Here is a 17,825-nt window from a genome sequence, read left to right as displayed (position 1 = left end):
TTAGAAAACATGAATTGTGTAATCAAGAATTATCTTTTAGAGCAATTCCAATGTACCGCTTTTGGGGAGAGCGCTTCGGGCGATGACGGCTCACGCAAACTATTCGCTGCGCGACGAAATCCGGGACTATTGGTCCGACCGCGCCGAGACGTTCGACCTGCAGATCGGCCACGAGATTTTTTCCGAGCAGGAGCGTGTCGCCTGGCATGCCCTCCTAAGCAGGCACCTCGGGCCCGGCGCCGGGCGGGCATCCCTGGACCTTGCCTGCGGGACGGGCGTGATTTCGCATCTGATGCACGATCTGGGGTTTGAGGTGACGGGCCTCGACTGGTCGGAAGCCATGCTCGCCAAGGCGCGCGCCAAGGCACAAAAACGCGGCGCCGCTATCCGGTTCATCGTCAGGGATGCAGAACGGACGCTCGAGGACAAGGCGAGCTACGATGTCATCGTCACCCGTCACCTGGTCTGGACGCTGGTGGATCCGAAGGCCGCGTTTGCCGAATGGTTCTCGCTGCTGAAGCCCGGCGGCAAACTGCTGGTCATCGACGGCGATTTTGTCAGCCGCAATTGGGTCAGGCGTTTGCGTGAGGTTTGGGAAAAGCTCGTGGCCGGCAGGAGCGGGCAAGTCGACGATGCCGGTGCCTACATGATGGGGCGTCACCGAAGCATACTTGCCCGCGTCTATTTCTCGGGCGGCGCACGGGCGGAAGAGATAGGGCGTTTGCTGGCCGAAACCGGGTTCGAACAGCCCGTCGTCGACTGGAAACTGGGCGCGATCCATCGCGCCCAGGCTCGACAGATGAGTTGGCCCAAGGCGCTCGAACGCGCCACCCAACACCGTTTCGCGATCTGCGCGAAAAAGCAGGGGTAAAAGGCAGTAATCGTTCCATGCCATCGGGAAACGGCACCATCCGTTGCCGTCCCTTCTCCTGCCGAAGTAGAGGCAGCATCGCAGCTCCACGCCCATTTCCAGCAATTTCTATTCCTCGAGATGGCAGGGGACGTTGCCCCGTTTGCGAAATACCGCTCCGGCAGATCTTCGCCGTCCGACCTGCGCTCGCTACAAAGTCACGCACAGGCGAAGCGCGTCATAGATCGCGGCGTGCACGTTGCGGCTGGCGGCAGCGTCGCCGATGCGGTGCAGCTCGAAGGCGCCGTCCATAGGGCGCTCGGCCATTTGCGGGCGGCCGGCGAGAAGCAGATCGATATCCGTCACGCCGCGATTGGCGGCGCGGTCGCGCAGTTCGTCAAAAACCTCCATGAATGGAGCGGTGCCGCGCTCAACGACAATCTCCGACGCGCTGAGCTCGCTCTCAAGGCCGGTCAGTTCGTGGCGGAAAGTGGCAATCAGACGGTTTGCCTCGCGGCGCACCCGGGCCAGCGAGCGGTCGCAAAGAACGGCGATGCCGTTTTGCGCGAACCGTTTGCGGTAGATCACGCGGTCGGCATAAGACATCTCCACCGCCACCGTGTCGTCGATCGTCGCGAAGCTGACCGCCCTTCCGGCCTCGGCAAGGTGAAGCGCGCAGGAAGCGGCCTCGTGCCGTCCCGTCCCGTCATAGATGATGACGTCGTCGCCGACCGCAGGGCCGGTGCGCGAGAGCGCGTCCCATACGGTGGTGCAGTGTTCGCCGCCGTCCAGCCATTCCACGTCCGGAAGGCCGCCTGTCGCGACGACGACCGCGTCCGGCGCCTCTGCCAGCACAGAAGCGGCGTCGGCATAGGTGTCGAGCCTGAGATCGACGCCAAGGCGCTGCAACTCCGACCACCGCCAGTCGACGATCCCGATGAGATCGCGCCTGAGGCTCGTGCGCGAGGCGATCAGGAGTTGGCCGCCGGGACGGCTGCCGACCTCGAACAGCGTGACCCTGTGGCCGCGCTCAGCTGCAACGCGTGCCGCTTCCAGCCCGGCGGGGCCGCCGCCGACCACCACCACGCGCCGGCCGGGCACGTCCGCCGGCGCAATCACCTGCGGCAGGTGGAGTTCGCGCCCGCTTGCGGGATTATGGAGGCAGTTGACCTTCTTGTAGAGGCAGTAGTTTGCGCCGACGCAAGGGCGGATGCGCTCCTCCTCGCCGCGAGCCAGCTTATTGACGATCTGCGGGTCCGCGATATGGGCGCGCGTCATTCCGACCATGTCGAGCATGTTCTCGGCGATCGCATAACGCGCCGTCGCGATATCGGGAATGCGCCCGGCATGGAAGACCGGCAGCCGGGTCTCGCGTTTGAACTCGGCGACCGGTTTCAGGAAGGGCGCGATCGGCTCCGACATTCCGGGCATGTTCTGCTCAGCCAGCGCCAATTCGGTGTCCATGCGCCCGAAGATGCAGTTGAAGAAGTCGATCGAACCTTCCGCTTCGAATAGCCGGGCCAGCCGCAAGCCGTCCTCGAAGCCAATCCCATCCTCGCTGTCCTCGTCGACGACGAAGCGGATGCCGACCAGGAAGTCGTCGCCGACCCGCCGGCGGATCTCCTCGTGCACCATCAGCCCGAAACGAGCCCGATTGGCCAGCGAACCGCCGAAGCCGTCGGTGCGCTGATTTGTCAATGGCGACAGGAACTGACCGATGAGGTGGCCGCCCGTCATCGTCTCGATCCCATCCAGCCCGCCCTCAAGGCAACGCAGCGCCGCCTCGCCATAGGCCCTGACGACACGCTTGATGTCGTCCCGATCCATTTCGCGTGGGAAGGCACGGTGACGCGTCTCGCGGATACGGGATGGAGCTATGGCCGGCAGCCAGTTCGTCGACATCGCGTCGGCGCGCCGGCCGAGATGCGAGATCTGGCACATGAGCGCCGCGCCGCGCGCGTGAATGCGCGCGGAAAATGCCTGAAGGTAAGGGATGACTGCGTCGCGCGAGACGTCGATCTGACCGCCGCCCCAGCTCGAATCCGAGGTGACCATCGACGAACCGCCGAACATCGTCAGAGCAAGGCCGCCAAGCGCCTTGGCCTCGTGATAGGCTTGGTAGCGTTCGCCGGGCATGCCGCCCTCGTCGAGGGTCGATGCATGGCTTGTGCTGATGATCCGGTTGCGGAATGTCACTTTCTTGATGCGCAGCGGAGCAAGCAGCGGATCGGCCGCGCGGGGCGTGGCCGTGCGCAGCCTTGTCAAATCCGTCATTGCCGGCTTTCGCCCGGGAGGGAACGGTCAAGGGGCGCGGCTGCGGTTGCGCGTAGATCCGCCTGGAGGCGGATGAGTTCCGCTTCGCTTTGGTGGCACAATATGTCCGTTCCCTTAGCCAGGCGGCGCACCGGCGGCATTTGGGTGTCGCAGAGGCTCTCTATGCGGGACGGGCAGCGCGAAAAGAACGGACAGCGATCGGCGCGCGCCAGAACGGCAGCCGAACCCAGGCCCATTTCGCCGCCCGTTTTCCCGAGTCCGTCGAGCCAGCCCGTGCGCAGTTCCGGGATTGAGGAAACGAGCAGGTCCGAATAGGGGTGGAGCGGAGCGGAGCGCATCGCCGCGCGGCTGCCTGCTTCGACCTTGCGCCCGGCATAGAGCACCATGACATCGTCGCAGATTGTGCGGACGGTCGAAAGATCATGGCTGATGAAGACGTAGGAAAGCTTCAGTTCCCTGCGCAGCTCGGCCAGCAAATCGAGGATCGCCGCGGCAACCACTGTATCGAGCGCAGACGTCACCTCGTCGCAAAGGATCAGCGCGGGCTCCGCCGCCAATGCGCGGGCAAGATTGACGCGCTGCTTCTGGCCACCCGAGAGCTCCCCCGGATATCGGTCTGCGATGTGGGCAGGCAGTTGCACCAGGTCGAGCAGCCGGCGCACCCTGCGCGTTCGTTCCGCGCCTTTCACGCCGTGGTAGAAGGTCAGCGGCCTTCCCAGGATCTGATCGACCGGGCGGGTCGGGTTCAGGGCCGTGTCGGCCATCTGGAAGACGATCTGGATGCTGCGCAACTGTTCTTTCGTGCGCTCCGCCGCCGATCCGGCCAGCGTCTCCCCGCGGAACTTCACCGTGCCGCCCGCCGGCGGCAGCAGTCCGGCAATGACGCGGGCCAGAGTGCTCTTGCCGCACCCGGACTCGCCGATCACGCCGAGATTGGTTCCCGGCCGCAGGGTGAAACCGACATCGTTGAGCACGGTCACCGCGGGCAATCCGTCCGAACCCGCCGCGCCATATCCGGCAACCAGCGCTTCCACTTCGAGCAAGGGCGGCTCCCCGGCGTCTGCCGCGAGTGGGGCTGCCTGCGCGGGCGCAGTCGGATTTGCGGCCGCGAGCAGGCTGCGGGTGTAAGGATTGCGCGCGTCAGTCAGGATCTGCTCGGTCGCGGCGCTTTCCTGAATGGCGCCGTCCCGCAGCACGATGATGTGGTCCGCGATCTGGGCGACCACCGCCAGATCGTGGGAGACATAGACGCCGGTAGTGTTGCGGTCGCGGATGACCGATTTGAACGAGCGCAGCACCTCAATCTGGGTCGTCACGTCGAGCGCCGTCGTCGGCTCGTCAAAGATCACCAGCTCCGGTTCCGAAATCAGAGCCATAGCCGCCGCCAGCCGTTGCAGCTGGCCGCCCGACACCTGATGCGGATAGCGCGCTCCGACGCCTTCGGGGTCGGGCAGCGCCAATGCGCGGAACAGCTCCACTGCCTTCGCTTCCGCTTCGGCCCGCGAAGTCAGTCTGTGGATCATCGCGCTTTCGATGACCTGAGACATGATAGTCTTGGCCGGATTGAAGGCGGCCGCGGCGCTTTGCGCGATATAGCTGACGTTGCGGCCGCGAACTTTCGCCTTTTCCGACGCCGACAGAGAAAGAATGTCGCGCCCGCCGATCCGGATCGACCCGCCGGCGATGCGGCAGCCGCTTCGGGCATAACCCATCAGGGAAAGCGCGATCGTGGTTTTGCCCGAACCCGATTCGCCGATGAGGGCGACAACTTTGCCGCGGGGAACCGCGAAGCTGATATCGCGGACGATCGGCGTCTCCCGTCCGCTGTCGCTGCGGGCGATGACGCGCAGGTTTTCGACTTTGACGAGTTCGGTCATGACAGGCGGTCCCGAAGGCGGCGGGGGAGATTGTCGATCGCGAGATTGACGCTGATGGTCAGCGAGGCGATGGCCAGCGAAGGAATGATGACGGCAGGCGCGCCATATGCCAGCCCGGACACGTTCTCGCGCACCAGTGCTCCCCAATCCGCGTTGGGCGGCTGGACGCCTAGCCCGAGGAAGCTCAGGCCGCTCAGCAAAAGCACGATGAAGACGAAGCGCAGGCCGAAATCAGCCAGCACCGGGCCTATGATGTTGGGAAGTATTTCTTCCCGGATCATGTAGAAGGAGCCCTCCCCGCGAGCCCTTGCGACATGCACGAAATCGAGTTCGTTGACATTGGCGGCAAGCGCCCGCGCAAAACGAAAGGAACCCGGTGTGTAAAGCAGCGCCAGCGTGCCGATCAGCACCGGCAGCGAGGTTCCGACCGCCGCGATGATGACCAGGCCAAACATCAGGTGCGGGATGGCGTTCAAAGCGTCCAGGCCGCGGCTGACGATGGCGTCGAACCATCCGCCGATCACCGCGGTGATCATCCCTAGGGCAACGCCGCACGAACAGGCGATCAATGCCGCGGCCAGCGACACGCCGACAGTGTAGCGCGCGCCTATGATGACGCGGCTCAGCATGTCGCGGCCCAGATAGTCGGTTCCAAGCGGAAATTCCGCGCTGGGTGAACTGAATATGTCGAAGCTGACGATGGCGCCGATCGGGTGGGGCGCCAGCCAGGGCCCGATGAGGACAACGATCAGCCAGAACGCGGCGATTGCGAAGCAAACGCCCCCGACAGGAGTGATGGTCCAGCCACGCATTCCGCGTCGTGCAGGCAATGTCTCGGATGCTGTGTCGACAATCTTGGTCATTTGTGTCGCAGCCTCGGATTGGAAACGATTGCGCAGATATCCGCGGTGGTCACGAGAACCAGATAGCTGAAGCAGAAGATCATCGCGCAGGTCTGGATCAAGGGCATGTCGCGTGTCGCGACGCCGTCGACCATAAGCTTGGCTATGCCGGGATAGTTGAAGATCGTCTCGACGATGATGACCCCGCCGAGAAGGTAGGAAAGGCTGAGCGCCACTGCGTTGGCGATCGGCCCTATCGCATTCGGGAGCGCGTGGGCAAGCACGGCGCGGGTTTGGCCGGCCCCTTTGAGGACCGCCATTTCGACGTAAGGCGACTGCAGCGTGTCGATCACCGCCGCTCGGGTCATGCGGATCATCTGCGCGGAGATCACGAAGCTCAGGCTGATCACCGGCATCGCGAACACACGCAGCAATTCGCCGAGCGACTGCACGTCATTGGCGAACGACAGGGCGGGAAGCCATCGCAATTGCACCGCGAATATCATCACCGCCAACGTGGCCACCATGAACTCGGGGACCGAAACCACGCAGATGGTGACGAAGCTGACGATACGGTCGTAGAGCCTGCCGCGCCACATCGCGGCCGTGATGCCCAGGGTCAGAGCGATCGGCACCGAAAAGGCGGCGGTCACGCCCGCCAGCAGCAGCGAATTGCCAAGGCGTCCGCCGATCAGCGTCGCGACCGGGATGTTGTTGACCAGGGAGACGCCCGGGTCGCCCGTGAGCAGTCCGCCGAGCCACAAGAGATATCGGACCGGCGCGGGACGATCGAGGTTCATCGCCTCGCGAAGGCCGGCGACCGCTTCCGGCGTCGCGCTCTGGCCAAGCACGATCTCGGCGACGTCGCCGGGCAGCATCTCGGTCGCCACGAACACGGCCAGCGAGACGATCAACAAAGTGAGAAGCATGACGCCGAGCCGGGCCGCGATCAATCTGCTCATGGTATTGTTCATCTTTACGCGGCTCCGTGCTGGAGAAACGGCGCGGGCGTATTCGCCCGCGCCGTCCGGGAGGTGCGGCTAGGCGTCGAGCCACACATACTCGGAGAACGAGAACCCCATCATGCCGCCAGTTGGCATCGGCCGCAGCCCCTTCAGGCGCGAGCTCAGCGCGTCGATGTTGCTGATGAATACCGGAATGCCGATGCCGGACTCCTCGTGCGCGATCAGCTGGAGCTCACGATAGAGTTCCTTGCGCTTGGCGTCATCCGTTAGGCCCCGTGCTTCAAGCAGGATCTTGTCGAAGCGCGGGTTGTTCCAGTGCGCTTCGTTCCACGCGGCATCGGATTTGTAGAGCAGCGAGAAGAGCACGTCGGCGGTCGGGCGCGGATTGATATTGCCGAAATGGACCGGTGCCTTGAGCCAGTAATTGGACCAGTAGCCGTCCGCCGGCACTTTCTGGATGTCCAGATTGAGGCCGACCTGCTGCGCCGCCTGCTGCAGCATTACCGCCATTTCCACCGACTGCGCGGCAGCGGGCGAGGCGATCACCGGAATGTTGGCGCCTATCATGCCCGCTTTTTCCAGCAGGAACTTCGCCTTGTCGGGATCGTAGGGCCGCTGCGGAATATCGGACGCATAGAAGCGGTTGCTGGGTGGTATGGGCTGGTCGTTTGCAACCTCGGCATATCCCCGGAAGACCGCCGATTTTATCTGCTCGCGGTCGAAGAGGTATTTCATGGCCATCATGAAATCCGGGTTTTTGCCGGGCTCCATGTCGACGCGCATCACCAGATTGGTGTAGTTGCCGGCTGTCGTGGTCATCAGCTCGAAGCCGCCCACTCCCTCGACGAGCTGCGTGGAGCGCGGATTGATGCTGCCGATCAGATCGACGTCGCCGGAAAGCAGCGCATTGACGCGGGCATTCTCGTCGGCGATGGCGAAGAATTCGACCTCGTCGAGATACGGACCCTCGCCCTTCCAGTAATTTTCGTTTCGCGCGGCGATGGAACGCACGCCGGGTTCGAACTCCTTGCAGGTGAAGGCGCCTGTGCCGACAGCCGTCGTGAAATCGGTGGTTCCGTCCTTGATGATAAGGAAGTGGAACGTGCCAAGAATCACCGGAAGGTCGGCGTTCGGGCCGCTGAGGACGATGGTGATTTCGTTGTCCGAGACCTTCTTCACTTCGGCGATCTGATCGGCGAGCGCCTTGGCCTTCGACCCGACCGCCGGATCCTTGTGGCGATTAAGCGAGTAGATCACATCGTCAGCCGTCAGGGTCTTGCCGTCGTGGAAGGTGACGCCCTTGCGCAGCTTGACCGTCCAGGTCACGGCGTCGTCGGTATCGAAGGATTCCGCCAGTTCCATCTGGGGCGCCAGGGTTTCGTCCAGCCGGGTGAGGCCGTTGTAGAAGCTGGTGCACCGGACATAATCTGTCGAAAGAGAGGACTTTGCCGGGTCCAGCGTATCGGTGGTGCCGCTGGAATAGCCTGCGGCCCGGATGCGTCCTCCCTTCTTTGGCGTATCGGCATAGGCGCGCGTGGCGCCGGCGATGACGGAGCCGCCGAAAGCGGCAGTCATGCCGCCGGCCATCAGCATGCCGAGGAGTTCGCGCCGCGTGGCGCCGCGGCGAATGGCGTTCTCGACCATCGAGGCGTCGTTCGGGCTTAGCATCGGGTTGTAGTCGGATTTCATCGTATCAGCCTTTCAACCATCCGGACGATTACCATCAGGGCATGTGCCGGAGAACGTTACGGTTCATTCGAAGCGCCCTCAGGCGCGGCAGGCGATGATTTCAGGTCAATCTCGTTCCCATTGACATTGCATCTATTCCCTCTGGTTGGCTTTGTTATTCAGTTCCCGTTGTTGTTCTTGCGAGTCTGATTTGCTCGCTTTCTTCCACACGGCGGCGGACCTGCGGTGCCGCCACCGTCGAAATCAGTCAGCCCGCTCAAGCGCTGACGTGACCGCGCGTGAAGGCAAGGATCTGCGAAATTAAAGTCGGCGTTTGCCGGGGCTTGGTCAGTCGGACCGGGCTGGCTTGCCTGAATTCTGGGCCATGTTGCGTCACTTGCATGTCCTGTTCCCCGTCCCTTCTGGGATCTGATGTTCCCTCAAGTCTACGAGCCCCCGGTGGTTTAATTGACTGAACAGACCCCCATCGACGGCAACGGATGCTGATATGAGTGGGAACACGAAATATCTTGCGTCGGGTGGATCAGCCCGGCGACGGACAAGTCAGCCGCAGAAGCGGCGGAAAGTGCGCAGCCAATTGCCGCCCATGATCGCTGCAGTCGTTTCCCGGTCATAACCGCGATCGAGCAAGCCCTGCGTAAGATTTGGCAGTTTGGCGACAGTCTCGACGCCGACCGGATAGGATTGCCGCCCGAAGCTCGAGAGCGGACCGAAGATGTCCGGGCGGCGCGTGCGCCAGGTTACGACGCTGGGCGGCGCCACGACCGATGCCTGCTCCTGATATTTTTCGACATAGTCGACCCCGATGCCGACATGTTCTGCCCCGACCAGCCGGACGAAGTGATCGACGTGGTCCAGGAAATCGTCGAGCGTGGGCGTCCCATCGGCAAGTGACTGCGGCAGGCCGCAGACGCCGATCATGCCGCCCTTCGCGGCCATCGCCCTGACGGTAGCGTCCTCGGTGTTGCGTCCGTTGCTGCGAAGGCCGTCAGAGTTGGAGTGGGTGCAGACCGGCGCGCGCGCCAGGGCCGTCGCTTCGGCGCGGGTGCGGTGACCGCAATGGGAGAGATCGATCATTAGGGGCAGCGCATCGGCCAGCGCGATCAGTTCCTCGCCGAGATAAGTCAGGCCTGCATCGCGCTTTTCCCCGCAGCCGTCGCCGAAAGCATTGGCAGTCGTATAGGCGAGGCCGAAAATGCGCAGCCCCATGCGGGTCAGCAGTTCGAGCCGCCAGAGCTGATCGTCCAACATGCTGGCGCCCTGCGTGCCGATGACGACGCCGAGTTTGCCCTCGTCCTTCGCCTTCAGCATGTCGTCGGCCGTCAGGCAGAGCTTGAGATAAGGGCTCTTCTCGATTGCCGATAGGTTGCCCTCCATGTTGCGCATGACCACGTCCCAGCTCTCTTCCAGCGCGAAGGTGACGTTTGTCGCATTGACGCCGCCGGCAAGCGTGCGCTCAGCATATTTGTCCTCCAGCACATAGGCGATGGACAACGCATCGAAGACGAATGTCCGGTCATGGAACTTTCTCGTTTCCTCGCTGGCCGTCACATGGCTGGCGTGGACGGCGGATATGACTGTCATGGAACTCTCCTCGTGAAATCAGGTCAGCGCGGGGATTGCCGTCTGCGTTGCAAACCGGCCGATATGGAATGGGGCGATCGGCGTCGCTGTCGTGCCGCGATCGATCAGTTCCGCCATCACGTCGCCGACTCCCGGACCGAGCTGGAAGCCGTGGCCGCAGAAGCCAAAAGCGTAATAGAGACCGGACACGCGGGCGCTCGGCCCCATGATCGGAATGTCGTCCGGCAGGTAGCTTTCTATGCCGCTCCACGAACGGATGATGCGCGCGTTGGCGAGTGCGGGAACAAGACGCCGTATCTGGGGCACCTGGGCGAGCAGGCGTTCGGGAAGAGCATAAGCGCGCCGGATGTCGGGAAAGGCAGGGCCCCTTATGCCGCCGCCGAAGACCACATTGCCGCGTTCGACCTGCCGGAGATAGACGACTTCCTCGGGGATTTTCGTCGCGACGCCAACGACCGGAGTGATGCGATAAGGCAAGGGCTCGGTGACAGCCATCTGGGGGCCGTGCGCGGCGATCGGGACCGGCTCTTCGAACTGCTGGGACAACAACCCTCCCCACGCACCCGCGGTGATCAGGGCGGCGGGAGCGAAAAACTTTCTGCCGTCGCTCGATACTGCCTCGAAGTCTTCGCCGGTTTTCCCGATCGACACGATCTCGGTGTTTTCAAAGAGCTGGGCCCCGGCGCGCCGGGCCGCGCGCCCGAAGGCTGGCGCAGCCAGCCGCGGGTTCGCATGCCCGTCATGGGGCGAATAGGAGCCTGCGATCGCCTCGGGGCCTATAAAGGGAAAGCGTAACCGGACTGCCTTCGCGCTCAGGATTTCGAGGTCGAGTCCATAGTCCTTCGCCTTCTCGGCATAGCTTTCGATCACGCCGATCTGGTTCGGGTCATAGCAGACCCGGATGTGGCCGGTCGGCAGGAATTCGGCGTCCTCGCCGACAAGCTCCTTCAGCCTGCCCCAGATTTCGCGCGAGCGGTTGGCAAGCGGAAGCTGCGGAAGAAAGCGGCCCTGGCGGCGGACATTGCCAAAATTCACGCCGCTCGCCTGCTGCCCGATCAGGCCTTGCTCCAGGAGGATCACGGAGCGCCCGCGCCTGCGCAGGAAGAAGGCCGCGGCTGCTCCCATGAATCCGCCGCCGACAATGACGACATCCGCCTGAAAGCGCTTCATGCCGCCCCGACCCCGTGATCGCCAGTGGCGATCGGCAACGGCTTGACCGGCGCCTGGGCGCGCAGCCGGCCGACCTCCTCGACAGGAATCTTCGCCGCAGCCGCAATTATCTCCGCCGCGGCATGACCACAGTAGCGGCCCTGGCAGCGGCCCATGCCGACCCGGCTGAAGGCCTTGGCGCGGTTAAGCTCGACGCCGCCTTTCTCGGTGACCGCCGCGCGCAACTCGCCGGTCGTGATGTTCTCGCAACGGCAGACGACCGTGTCGCCGCCGAGCGCGGCCGCAAAATGCGCCGGCCAGGGAAAGGCGGCAGCCAGTCCGCGCCGAAACCTCTCCATTGCACGCAGGGACCGGCGCAGCCCCGACCTCGCGCTTTCAGGAACGGCGTGGCCCAGATCGGCAAGCACGGCGAGAGCCGCAAGCCGGCCGGCGAGTTCGGCGCCATCAGCCCCTAAGGGGATCGCGCCATCCCCCGAAAGATAGATGCCGGGAATGCTGCTGCGTCCATCCTCGTCTTTAACGGGGAAGAACTGCCTTGTCCCGGAATCGAAACGGAATTCGCAGCGAGCAAGGTCGGCAAGCTGCGTCTCCGGCCTCAGGTGATAACCAAGCGCAACGGCATCGCAGGGGATCACGCGCGTCTTTCCGCGGCGAGTGCGGTACCGTATGCCCTCGACGCCGTTTTCACGTTGGCCTTCAATTTCCAGCGGCTCAATTCCGGTTTGAATATCGATACCCGATCGTTTTAGCGCCCATGTCAGGGCGAGCCCCTTGGCCAGCACCTCCGGCCTCGCCATCAGCCTGGGCAGAGCCTTGAGACGCAGGCGGAAAGGCGATGTGTCGAGCACGGCGGCGACGCCCGCGCCGGCCTTCTTGTATTGCGCGGCGACCAGATAGAGCAGCGGCCCCGTGCCCATGAAAACCACGCGGCGGCCGATAGCGCAGGCCTGCGACTTCAGCGCGATCTGCGCGCCGCCAAGACTGTAGACGCCCGCCATGTTCCAGCCCCTGACCGGCATCAGCCGGTCCGTCGCACCTGAGGCTATGATGAGCGCGTCGAAATCAAGCACGTCGGACCACGCGCCGGTAACCACATGCAACCGCTTGTCGGAAATCGCCCAAGCGAGCGTTTCGGGCCGATAATCGACCGCATTACGTAGGGCGTCGAAAGCGCGGTGCAGGTTCTCCGCACTGCTCGCCTCTGTTCCGTAAAGCGCGGCGTACGACCGACGAAAATTGTCCGGCTGGCGGCGATAGATCTGCCCGCCGTCGCGTCTGCCCTCGTCGACGAGGATCGGCCGCAGCCCGGCAGCCAGGAGTGTCTCGGCAGCGCGAACGCCCGCCGGACCGGCTCCGACGATGACTATGCGAGGGCTGGCCATCGTGCCTCCGGAGCTTTGGTGAGGACACGCAAACCTTCAGTGACGACGGTCGTGCAGGCGCGCAGGCGCTCGCCGGTTTCTGTCCAGACCCAGCAGTCCTGGCACGCGCCCATGAGGCAGAAGCCTGCGCGATTGCCGTCACCGAATTCCGATTGCCGCAAGCTGCCCCCATTGGTCAGGATAGCGACAAGCAGCGTGTCGCCTTCGTGAGCCGCCGCCGTGCAGCCATCGACGGTAATGAGGAGCTTCGCCCGTGCTTCCTCGCCAAGGCGCTGGAAGCGGGCGCCGCCAAAAGACAACATGGAACTGATCTCCGCTTGTGGAGGAGGAGAATTCCACGCGGGCATATCCTTGGCCAATACAAAGTGTTTTGCCTTCTCAAACCTTTGGTTATGATGAAGGGATGAACGCCAGGCATCTTGAGGTCTTCCGCGCCGTCATGCGCCACGGCTCGCTCACCGCAGCGGCGGAGGCGCTGCATGTCTCGCAGCCGGCTATCAGCAAGGTTCTGCGCCACTTCGAAAGCGTGATCGGCTATCGGCTGTTCGAGCGCATCAGCGGACGCCTGATCGCCACGGCGGAGGCGCATCTGCTGTTTCAGGATGCTGACCGAATTTTTCGCGAGATCGAGGCGCTGAAGGTCTTCTCCAACCGCATTCGCGACAAGCAGTTGAGCCTGTTGCGCGTAGCCGCCAGCGCGCCGCCCACCTTTGCCCTGCTGCCGATAGCGGCGCTGCGGTTCCGGCGACGCAATCCCGGCGCACGGCTAGTTCTGCAAACGCTCCCTGCGGAGGAGATCGCCGAGCGAATCCTTATTGGCGACGTCGATCTCGGACTGACGATGACCACACTTCCTGAGCCGCAGATCCGCAACGATGTTGTGGGCAGCGCCGAGATCGTCGCCTTGATGCCGCGCACGTCTCCACTGGCCGGCAAGGACTTCGTAACCCCTGCCGACCTTGTCGGCGAAACGCTTATCTCCTACGGAATCCAGACGACAGCCGGGCGGATGGTAATGCGCGCGTTTCAGGAGCAGGGCCAAGTCTACGATCCGCAGATCGAGATCAGTCTTTCGATCGCATCCGCTCCCTTGGTCGCCCAAGGGCTGGGTGTGGCGCTTGTGGACGGGCTGATTCCTTGGGCGAGCTTCGGGGAGTTGGTTGTCCGCCCGTTCCGGCCGCGTTCGGCGCTCGAGATCGTGCTCGTGTCCAGCACGACGCTGCCGCAATCACGGTTTGGCCGGGAATTCTCCCGCGACATCCAGGCTGCAATCCATGACCTTGGAAGCGACAAGCCCGCGGAACCCGGCGTTCCGGCTGTCATAGCAGGGTCATAAGCGACGCCCTGCAAGACGAGGGGTCACGGCCTGTCGAGCGCACGTGGCAGGCTTACCCTAGGGTCTGGCTGGCCAATGCGTAGGTGAGCAGATGCTTCCCGCCGGGCTTGCCTTCGCCGACAGTCAAAGGCCGGTCGAGCCACATGCTGGTCACAGTATCGAATATCTGCAGTCCGGAACGTGCCAAGAACTCGGGGAACGCGCCAGTCTGCTGCCGCGTATCCAGGCGAAGAAAGCGTCCGGCGTGGCCCGCAACATGCGGTCGAATAACAGCAATGGCATCCTCGTCCGTCTCAGCGACGACCGGCCCGATCACATGGCCGCGACCGAAGCGGCGACAAAGCGCGAACGCACGAATTTGCCCGCGGCGCATAAGCGCCACCCCTTTCGATACCTCCAGCAGCCTTGCCAATAGCTCCAAACGGTCCACGCCGTAGGCGTTGCGGTCCAGGGCGGCAAGTTCGGCCAAATCGGCTGGGCCGACGTCGCGCAGCGACGCTCCGGCAGGCGGCGCGGGTTCGGGCGCCACTGCCTCTCCCTGGCACTGGTACACGGTTTTCGTGGCGGTGAATCCCATGGACAAGTAAAGCCGGCGCGCCGCCCGCGTGGCGTTCAACCCAAAGTCGCGGGGGCCGGCCTGCGCCAGCACATGCTCCATCATCCACCGCCCCGCGCCGTAGGCCTGCAAACGCGGGGATGTGATAACCATGCCGATCGTCGCGAAATCGGGCCCATACGGAAACCACATCGCTGTGCCGAGCGCGCGCCCGATCTCGTCCAGGGCAACTATTCCGTGACCCAGGTCGCGCAGCATCTCCCAGTCCTCAGCCCGGTGCGGCCAGCCGACGGTGATCGAGAGCGCATGCAGCTTCGCAAGCTCGACGTCCGAGATGTCGGCAATTTTCAGCTTGAAAGAGCTGAGTACGATGGATTCTTCGGCCTTCAATGACATCTCTTCCCTAGGGAGCATCTGAATGGCGGGCACAGACTGGAATTCCGATTTGCTCTTCCCACGCGGACGGCATCCTCCATGGATCATGCCTATCCAGTATCACCAATCCACGCCACAGAATCCGCTCGAGATGCGCCCGCATTCAAAACTTTCCACCGAAGCTGACCGGCTTTCCGCATTCCGGACCGGAAGCTGAGCCTATGCTTTACCGGCATCGGCATTAAGCGGTTCTGCGTCGGCCAGTTACCGCAACCAGCGGATGATCGACGGCATCGAACTCCGCGAGCCTAAAGCGAGGAAATTGATGAACGCGGAAGAAATCCTTGCTCGACTGGTAGCCTTTCCGTCGGTGGTAGGCCGCCCGAACGGCGAGATTGTTGAGTTTATCCGCACCTATGCCGAAAGCTTCGGCGCAAAGGTCACGGTGGCGCCGGGACCGGAAGGCGACCGGGCGAACCTTTTCGCAACGATCGGCCCGGCGCATGTGCCGGGCTTCATCCTGTCCGGGCACATGGATGTGGTGCCGGCCGGCGAGCCGGACTGGACAAGCAATCCATTCGCGCTGCGCGCTGAAGGGCAGCGGCTCTACGGACGCGGCGCCAGTGACATGAAGGGCTTCCTGGCCTGCGCGCTGGCCGCCCTGCCCGCGCTGGCGGTTGCTCCGCTTGCCCGGCCTATCCACCTGGCCTTCTCCTACGACGAGGAGGCGGGCTGTCGTGGCGTGCGCCATTTGATCGATCTCCTCCCCCGGCTCTGCGCCAAACCGGAAGGCTGCATCGTCGGCGAGCCGAGCGGGATGCGCGCGATCCGTGCCCACAAGGGCAAGGCTGCGGCGCGGATCGAAATTCGCGGCCGGTCGGGCCACTCATCACGCCCCGATCAGGGATTGAACGCGATCCATGCCATGGCCGAGGTTCTCGCCAAGGCCGTGCGAAGCATCGAGCAGTTGAAGGCTGGCCCCTTCAACGCGAATTTCGCGCCGCCCTATTCGTCGCTCCAGATTGGGACGGTCGCCGGCGGACAGGCGCTGAATGTGATCCCGGACTATTGTTCCGCCGAGATCGAGGCCCGCGCCATCGCCGGCGTTTCTCCGGCGGCATTGCTGGAGCCTGTGGTGATGGCAGCGACCAAACTGGCCGACCGCGGGTTCAAGGTGAGTTCGGAACTCCTTAGCGAATATCCCGCGCTCTCGCTCGCCGCCGAAGCGCCGCTTGCCCGCCTGCTTGAAGAACTCACCGGAGAGGAGCCACTCGCTGCCGTAAGCTACGGCACCGAAGCGGGGCTGTATCAGGCGGCCGGGGTCGAAGCGATCATCTGCGGGCCTGGCGACATCGCGCGCGCCCATCGGGCGGACGAATATATCGAGATCGGGGAGCTCGCCGCTTGCCGGCGGATGATCGAGGATCTGGGCGCGCGGCTTCGTCATTGAGCTGCCGCGACTGAGCCGGCGGTTAAATTCGGCGCGATCTGCCGTTGCGATTGGCAGCTTCGAAGCATCCTGCCGCAGCCGGCCGTCCAACATCAGGCCGTCATCCATTCTAGGAGCCTCGAATGGCCTTCCTGTTCAACTCCGATGCCGAACGGGCCAAGGTTTTCGCGGCCGAGTTCGCACGTGAATTGCCGGAACTTTGCTTCACTGCCGATCCCAACGGAATCGACCCGGCGCAGGTGCGTTACCTTCTGACCTGGACCGCACCCGACAATCTCGACCGCTACTCGAACCTGGAGATCCTGTTCTCGATCGGCGCCGGGGTGGATCAGTTCCAGACGGACATCTTGCCCGAAAAGGTCAAGCTGGTGCGGATGGTCGAGGTAGGCATCATCCGCATGATGCAGGAATACGTCACGCTGGCCGTCCTGGCGCTGCACCGCGATCTGCCCGGATATCTCGGCCAGCAGGCGCAAGGCGAATGGCGGCCGCGGCCGGTCCGGCAGGCGCAGGAGCGGCGGGTCGGCGTGCTCGGCCTGGGCATGCTGGGTTCGGCCGTGCTCGACCGTCTAAAGTCGTTCGGCTTTGCCCTTTCGGGCTGGAGCCGGTCGCCGCGCGACATAGCCGGCGTGGCCTGCCACAGTGGCGAGGCTGGGCTGCAAAAATTCCTTGCCGAATGCGACATCCTGGTCTGCCTCCTGCCGCTGACCGAAGAAACGCGCGGCTTCCTGAATGCCGATCTGTTTGCCGCCCTGCCCAAGGGGGCGGGCATAGTGCATGTGGGGCGCGGGCCGCAGCTCGACCAGGACGCATTGCTCGCCGCGCTAGACAGCGGACAGCTCGCCGGCGCGATGCTCGACGTGACCGATCCCGAACCCCTGCCCGCCGATCACCGGATCTGGCGGCATCCCAAGATCATCCTGACCCCGCATATCGCCAGCGTGACGCAACCCGAGACCGCAGCGAAGGCGGTGATCGACAATATTCGCCGCCACAAAGCGGGGCTCGATCCCATCGGCCTCGTCGACCGCGCCCGGGGCTATTAGCCTCTACCTCACTCGAAGGAAAACCAGATGTCTCTGCTCAAGACGATCTATCCGAAACCCCTCGATGCGCCACGCGAGTCGAAACCGGGACCCGACCGCCTGATCTCCGGCGACCCCTCATTCAAGACCTGGCCGCAGGACGCGGCGCGCGACGGAATGATCAACACCGGCGTGTGGGAAGCGACGCCTGGCGAAACGCGATCGATCAAGGGCGAAACGTTCGAATTCTGCCACATCCTCGGCGGCGTGATCGAATTGACTGAGGACGGCGGCGAGCCCGTCACTTACCGCGCGGGCGACAGCTTCGTGATGAAGCCCGGCTTCACCGGAACCTGGCGGACGATCGAAACCGTCCGCAAGATTTATCTCACCGTCACTTGACCTGGCATTGTTCGCTGCAAGCCCTTGGCAAACGGGAAATTTTGATCG

Annotated in this window: 15 protein-coding genes; 5 read left to right on the top strand and 10 right to left on the bottom strand. The window is 63.7% G+C overall.

What is annotated here, in order from left to right; genetic code table 11:
* The first annotated feature begins 82 nt into the window (after positions 1-82).
* The gene (locus G6N73_RS06495) at positions 83-871 is read left to right on the top strand and encodes a class I SAM-dependent methyltransferase (RefSeq protein ID WP_165024978.1); all 789 of its coding nucleotides are present in this window, start codon (positions 83-85) and stop codon (positions 869-871) included.
* Positions 872-1,060: 189 nt separating this feature from the next.
* On the opposite strand, the gene G6N73_RS06490 is transcribed toward G6N73_RS06495, so the two are convergent.
* From G6N73_RS06490 to G6N73_RS06450, 9 genes are all read right to left on the bottom strand, one after another.
* Complete coding sequence (locus G6N73_RS06490) at positions 1,061-3,124, bottom strand: NADH:flavin oxidoreductase (protein ID WP_165024976.1); 2,064 nt, start codon at positions 3,122-3,124, stop codon at positions 1,061-1,063.
* A complete protein-coding gene (locus tag G6N73_RS06485; protein ID WP_165024974.1) occupies positions 3,121-5,001 on the bottom strand; it encodes an ABC transporter ATP-binding protein in 1,881 nt (626 codons plus the stop codon). The genes G6N73_RS06490 and G6N73_RS06485 overlap by 4 nt, the downstream gene beginning before the upstream one ends.
* Complete coding sequence (locus G6N73_RS06480) at positions 4,998-5,855, bottom strand: ABC transporter permease (RefSeq protein ID WP_425484056.1); 858 nt, start codon at positions 5,853-5,855, stop codon at positions 4,998-5,000. The genes G6N73_RS06485 and G6N73_RS06480 overlap by 4 nt, the downstream gene beginning before the upstream one ends.
* A 5-nt stretch (positions 5,856-5,860) precedes the next feature.
* Positions 5,861-6,817, bottom strand: a complete 957-nt coding sequence (locus G6N73_RS06475) for an ABC transporter permease (protein ID WP_165024972.1) — start codon at positions 6,815-6,817, stop codon at positions 5,861-5,863.
* A gap of 66 nt (positions 6,818-6,883) precedes the next feature.
* Positions 6,884-8,497: an ABC transporter substrate-binding protein gene (locus G6N73_RS06470; protein WP_165024970.1), complete on the bottom strand. Its 1,614-nt coding sequence runs from the start codon at positions 8,495-8,497 to the stop codon at positions 6,884-6,886.
* 543 nt (positions 8,498-9,040) lie between these two features.
* On the bottom strand, positions 9,041-10,081 hold the full coding sequence (locus G6N73_RS06465) for a membrane dipeptidase (protein WP_165024968.1): 1,041 nt from the start codon (positions 10,079-10,081) through the stop codon (positions 9,041-9,043).
* Between the two features lie 18 nt (positions 10,082-10,099).
* Positions 10,100-11,251 carry an NAD(P)/FAD-dependent oxidoreductase gene (locus G6N73_RS06460; protein WP_165024967.1) on the bottom strand — a complete coding sequence of 384 codons (1,152 nt, stop codon included), beginning with the start codon at positions 11,249-11,251 and terminating at the stop codon, positions 10,100-10,102.
* Positions 11,248-12,633, bottom strand: coding sequence for an FAD/NAD(P)-dependent oxidoreductase (locus G6N73_RS06455; protein ID WP_165024965.1), 1,386 nt, complete (start codon positions 12,631-12,633; stop codon positions 11,248-11,250). The genes G6N73_RS06460 and G6N73_RS06455 overlap by 4 nt, the downstream gene beginning before the upstream one ends.
* On the bottom strand, positions 12,615-12,935 hold the full coding sequence (locus G6N73_RS06450; protein WP_165024962.1) for a (2Fe-2S)-binding protein: 321 nt from the start codon (positions 12,933-12,935) through the stop codon (positions 12,615-12,617). The genes G6N73_RS06455 and G6N73_RS06450 overlap by 19 nt, the downstream gene beginning before the upstream one ends.
* A 101-nt stretch (positions 12,936-13,036) precedes the next feature.
* Here G6N73_RS06450 and G6N73_RS06445 point away from each other — a divergent pair, with 101 nt between their 5' ends.
* Positions 13,037-13,969 carry a LysR substrate-binding domain-containing protein gene (locus tag G6N73_RS06445; protein WP_165024959.1) on the top strand — a complete coding sequence of 311 codons (933 nt, stop codon included), beginning with the start codon at positions 13,037-13,039 and terminating at the stop codon, positions 13,967-13,969.
* A gap of 52 nt (positions 13,970-14,021) precedes the next feature.
* On the opposite strand, the gene G6N73_RS06440 is transcribed toward G6N73_RS06445, so the two are convergent.
* A complete protein-coding gene (locus G6N73_RS06440; protein ID WP_165024956.1) occupies positions 14,022-14,921 on the bottom strand; it encodes a GNAT family N-acetyltransferase in 900 nt (299 codons plus the stop codon).
* Positions 14,922-15,225: 304 nt separating this feature from the next.
* On the opposite strand from G6N73_RS06440, the gene argE reads away from it, so the two are divergent.
* From argE to G6N73_RS06425, 3 genes are all read left to right on the top strand, one after another.
* Positions 15,226-16,350: an acetylornithine deacetylase gene (argE, locus tag G6N73_RS06435; RefSeq protein WP_165024954.1), complete on the top strand. Its 1,125-nt coding sequence runs from the start codon at positions 15,226-15,228 to the stop codon at positions 16,348-16,350.
* 122 nt (positions 16,351-16,472) lie between these two features.
* Positions 16,473-17,396 (top strand): 2-hydroxyacid dehydrogenase, encoded by a 924-nt coding sequence (locus G6N73_RS06430; RefSeq protein ID WP_165024952.1) that lies wholly within the window; start codon positions 16,473-16,475, stop codon positions 17,394-17,396.
* A 27-nt stretch (positions 17,397-17,423) separates the two neighbouring features.
* The gene (locus tag G6N73_RS06425; protein WP_165024950.1) at positions 17,424-17,777 is read left to right on the top strand and encodes a cupin domain-containing protein; all 354 of its coding nucleotides are present in this window, start codon (positions 17,424-17,426) and stop codon (positions 17,775-17,777) included.
* Positions 17,778-17,825: the final 48 nt, after the last annotated feature.

Origin of the sequence: Allomesorhizobium camelthorni (genome assembly GCF_011045125.1) — a bacterium.
GTDB lineage: Bacteria > Pseudomonadota > Alphaproteobacteria > Rhizobiales > Rhizobiaceae > Allomesorhizobium > Allomesorhizobium camelthorni.
The sequence above is the reverse complement of the archived record's forward strand: the minus strand, read 5'-3'. Positions and strand labels throughout refer to the sequence as shown.

What these genes read in the sequence shown, in the direction of transcription:
- G6N73_RS06485 (WP_165024974.1), bottom strand. Translation starts at nt 5,001, where the DNA reads ATGACCGAACTCGTCAAAGTCGAAAACCTGCGCGTCATCGCCCGCAGC.
- G6N73_RS06445 (WP_165024959.1), top strand. Translation starts at nt 13,037, where the DNA reads ATGAACGCCAGGCATCTTGAGGTCTTCCGCGCCGTCATGCGCCACGGC.
- G6N73_RS06455 (WP_165024965.1), bottom strand. Translation starts at nt 12,633, where the DNA reads ATGGCCAGCCCTCGCATAGTCATCGTCGGAGCCGGTCCGGCGGGCGTT.
- G6N73_RS06495 (WP_165024978.1), top strand. Translation starts at nt 83, where the DNA reads ATGACGGCTCACGCAAACTATTCGCTGCGCGACGAAATCCGGGACTAT.
- G6N73_RS06475 (WP_165024972.1), bottom strand. Translation starts at nt 6,817, where the DNA reads ATGAACAATACCATGAGCAGATTGATCGCGGCCCGGCTCGGCGTCATG.
- G6N73_RS06465 (WP_165024968.1), bottom strand. Translation starts at nt 10,081, where the DNA reads ATGACAGTCATATCCGCCGTCCACGCCAGCCATGTGACGGCCAGCGAG.
- G6N73_RS06425 (WP_165024950.1), top strand. Translation starts at nt 17,424, where the DNA reads ATGTCTCTGCTCAAGACGATCTATCCGAAACCCCTCGATGCGCCACGC.
- G6N73_RS06470 (WP_165024970.1), bottom strand. Translation starts at nt 8,497, where the DNA reads ATGAAATCCGACTACAACCCGATGCTAAGCCCGAACGACGCCTCGATG.
- G6N73_RS06490 (WP_165024976.1), bottom strand. Translation starts at nt 3,124, where the DNA reads ATGACGGATTTGACAAGGCTGCGCACGGCCACGCCCCGCGCGGCCGAT.
- G6N73_RS06430 (WP_165024952.1), top strand. Translation starts at nt 16,473, where the DNA reads ATGGCCTTCCTGTTCAACTCCGATGCCGAACGGGCCAAGGTTTTCGCG.
- G6N73_RS06460 (WP_165024967.1), bottom strand. Translation starts at nt 11,251, where the DNA reads ATGAAGCGCTTTCAGGCGGATGTCGTCATTGTCGGCGGCGGATTCATG.
- argE (WP_165024954.1), top strand. Translation starts at nt 15,226, where the DNA reads ATGAACGCGGAAGAAATCCTTGCTCGACTGGTAGCCTTTCCGTCGGTG.
- G6N73_RS06440 (WP_165024956.1), bottom strand. Translation starts at nt 14,921, where the DNA reads ATGTCATTGAAGGCCGAAGAATCCATCGTACTCAGCTCTTTCAAGCTG.
- G6N73_RS06450 (WP_165024962.1), bottom strand. Translation starts at nt 12,935, where the DNA reads ATGTTGTCTTTTGGCGGCGCCCGCTTCCAGCGCCTTGGCGAGGAAGCA.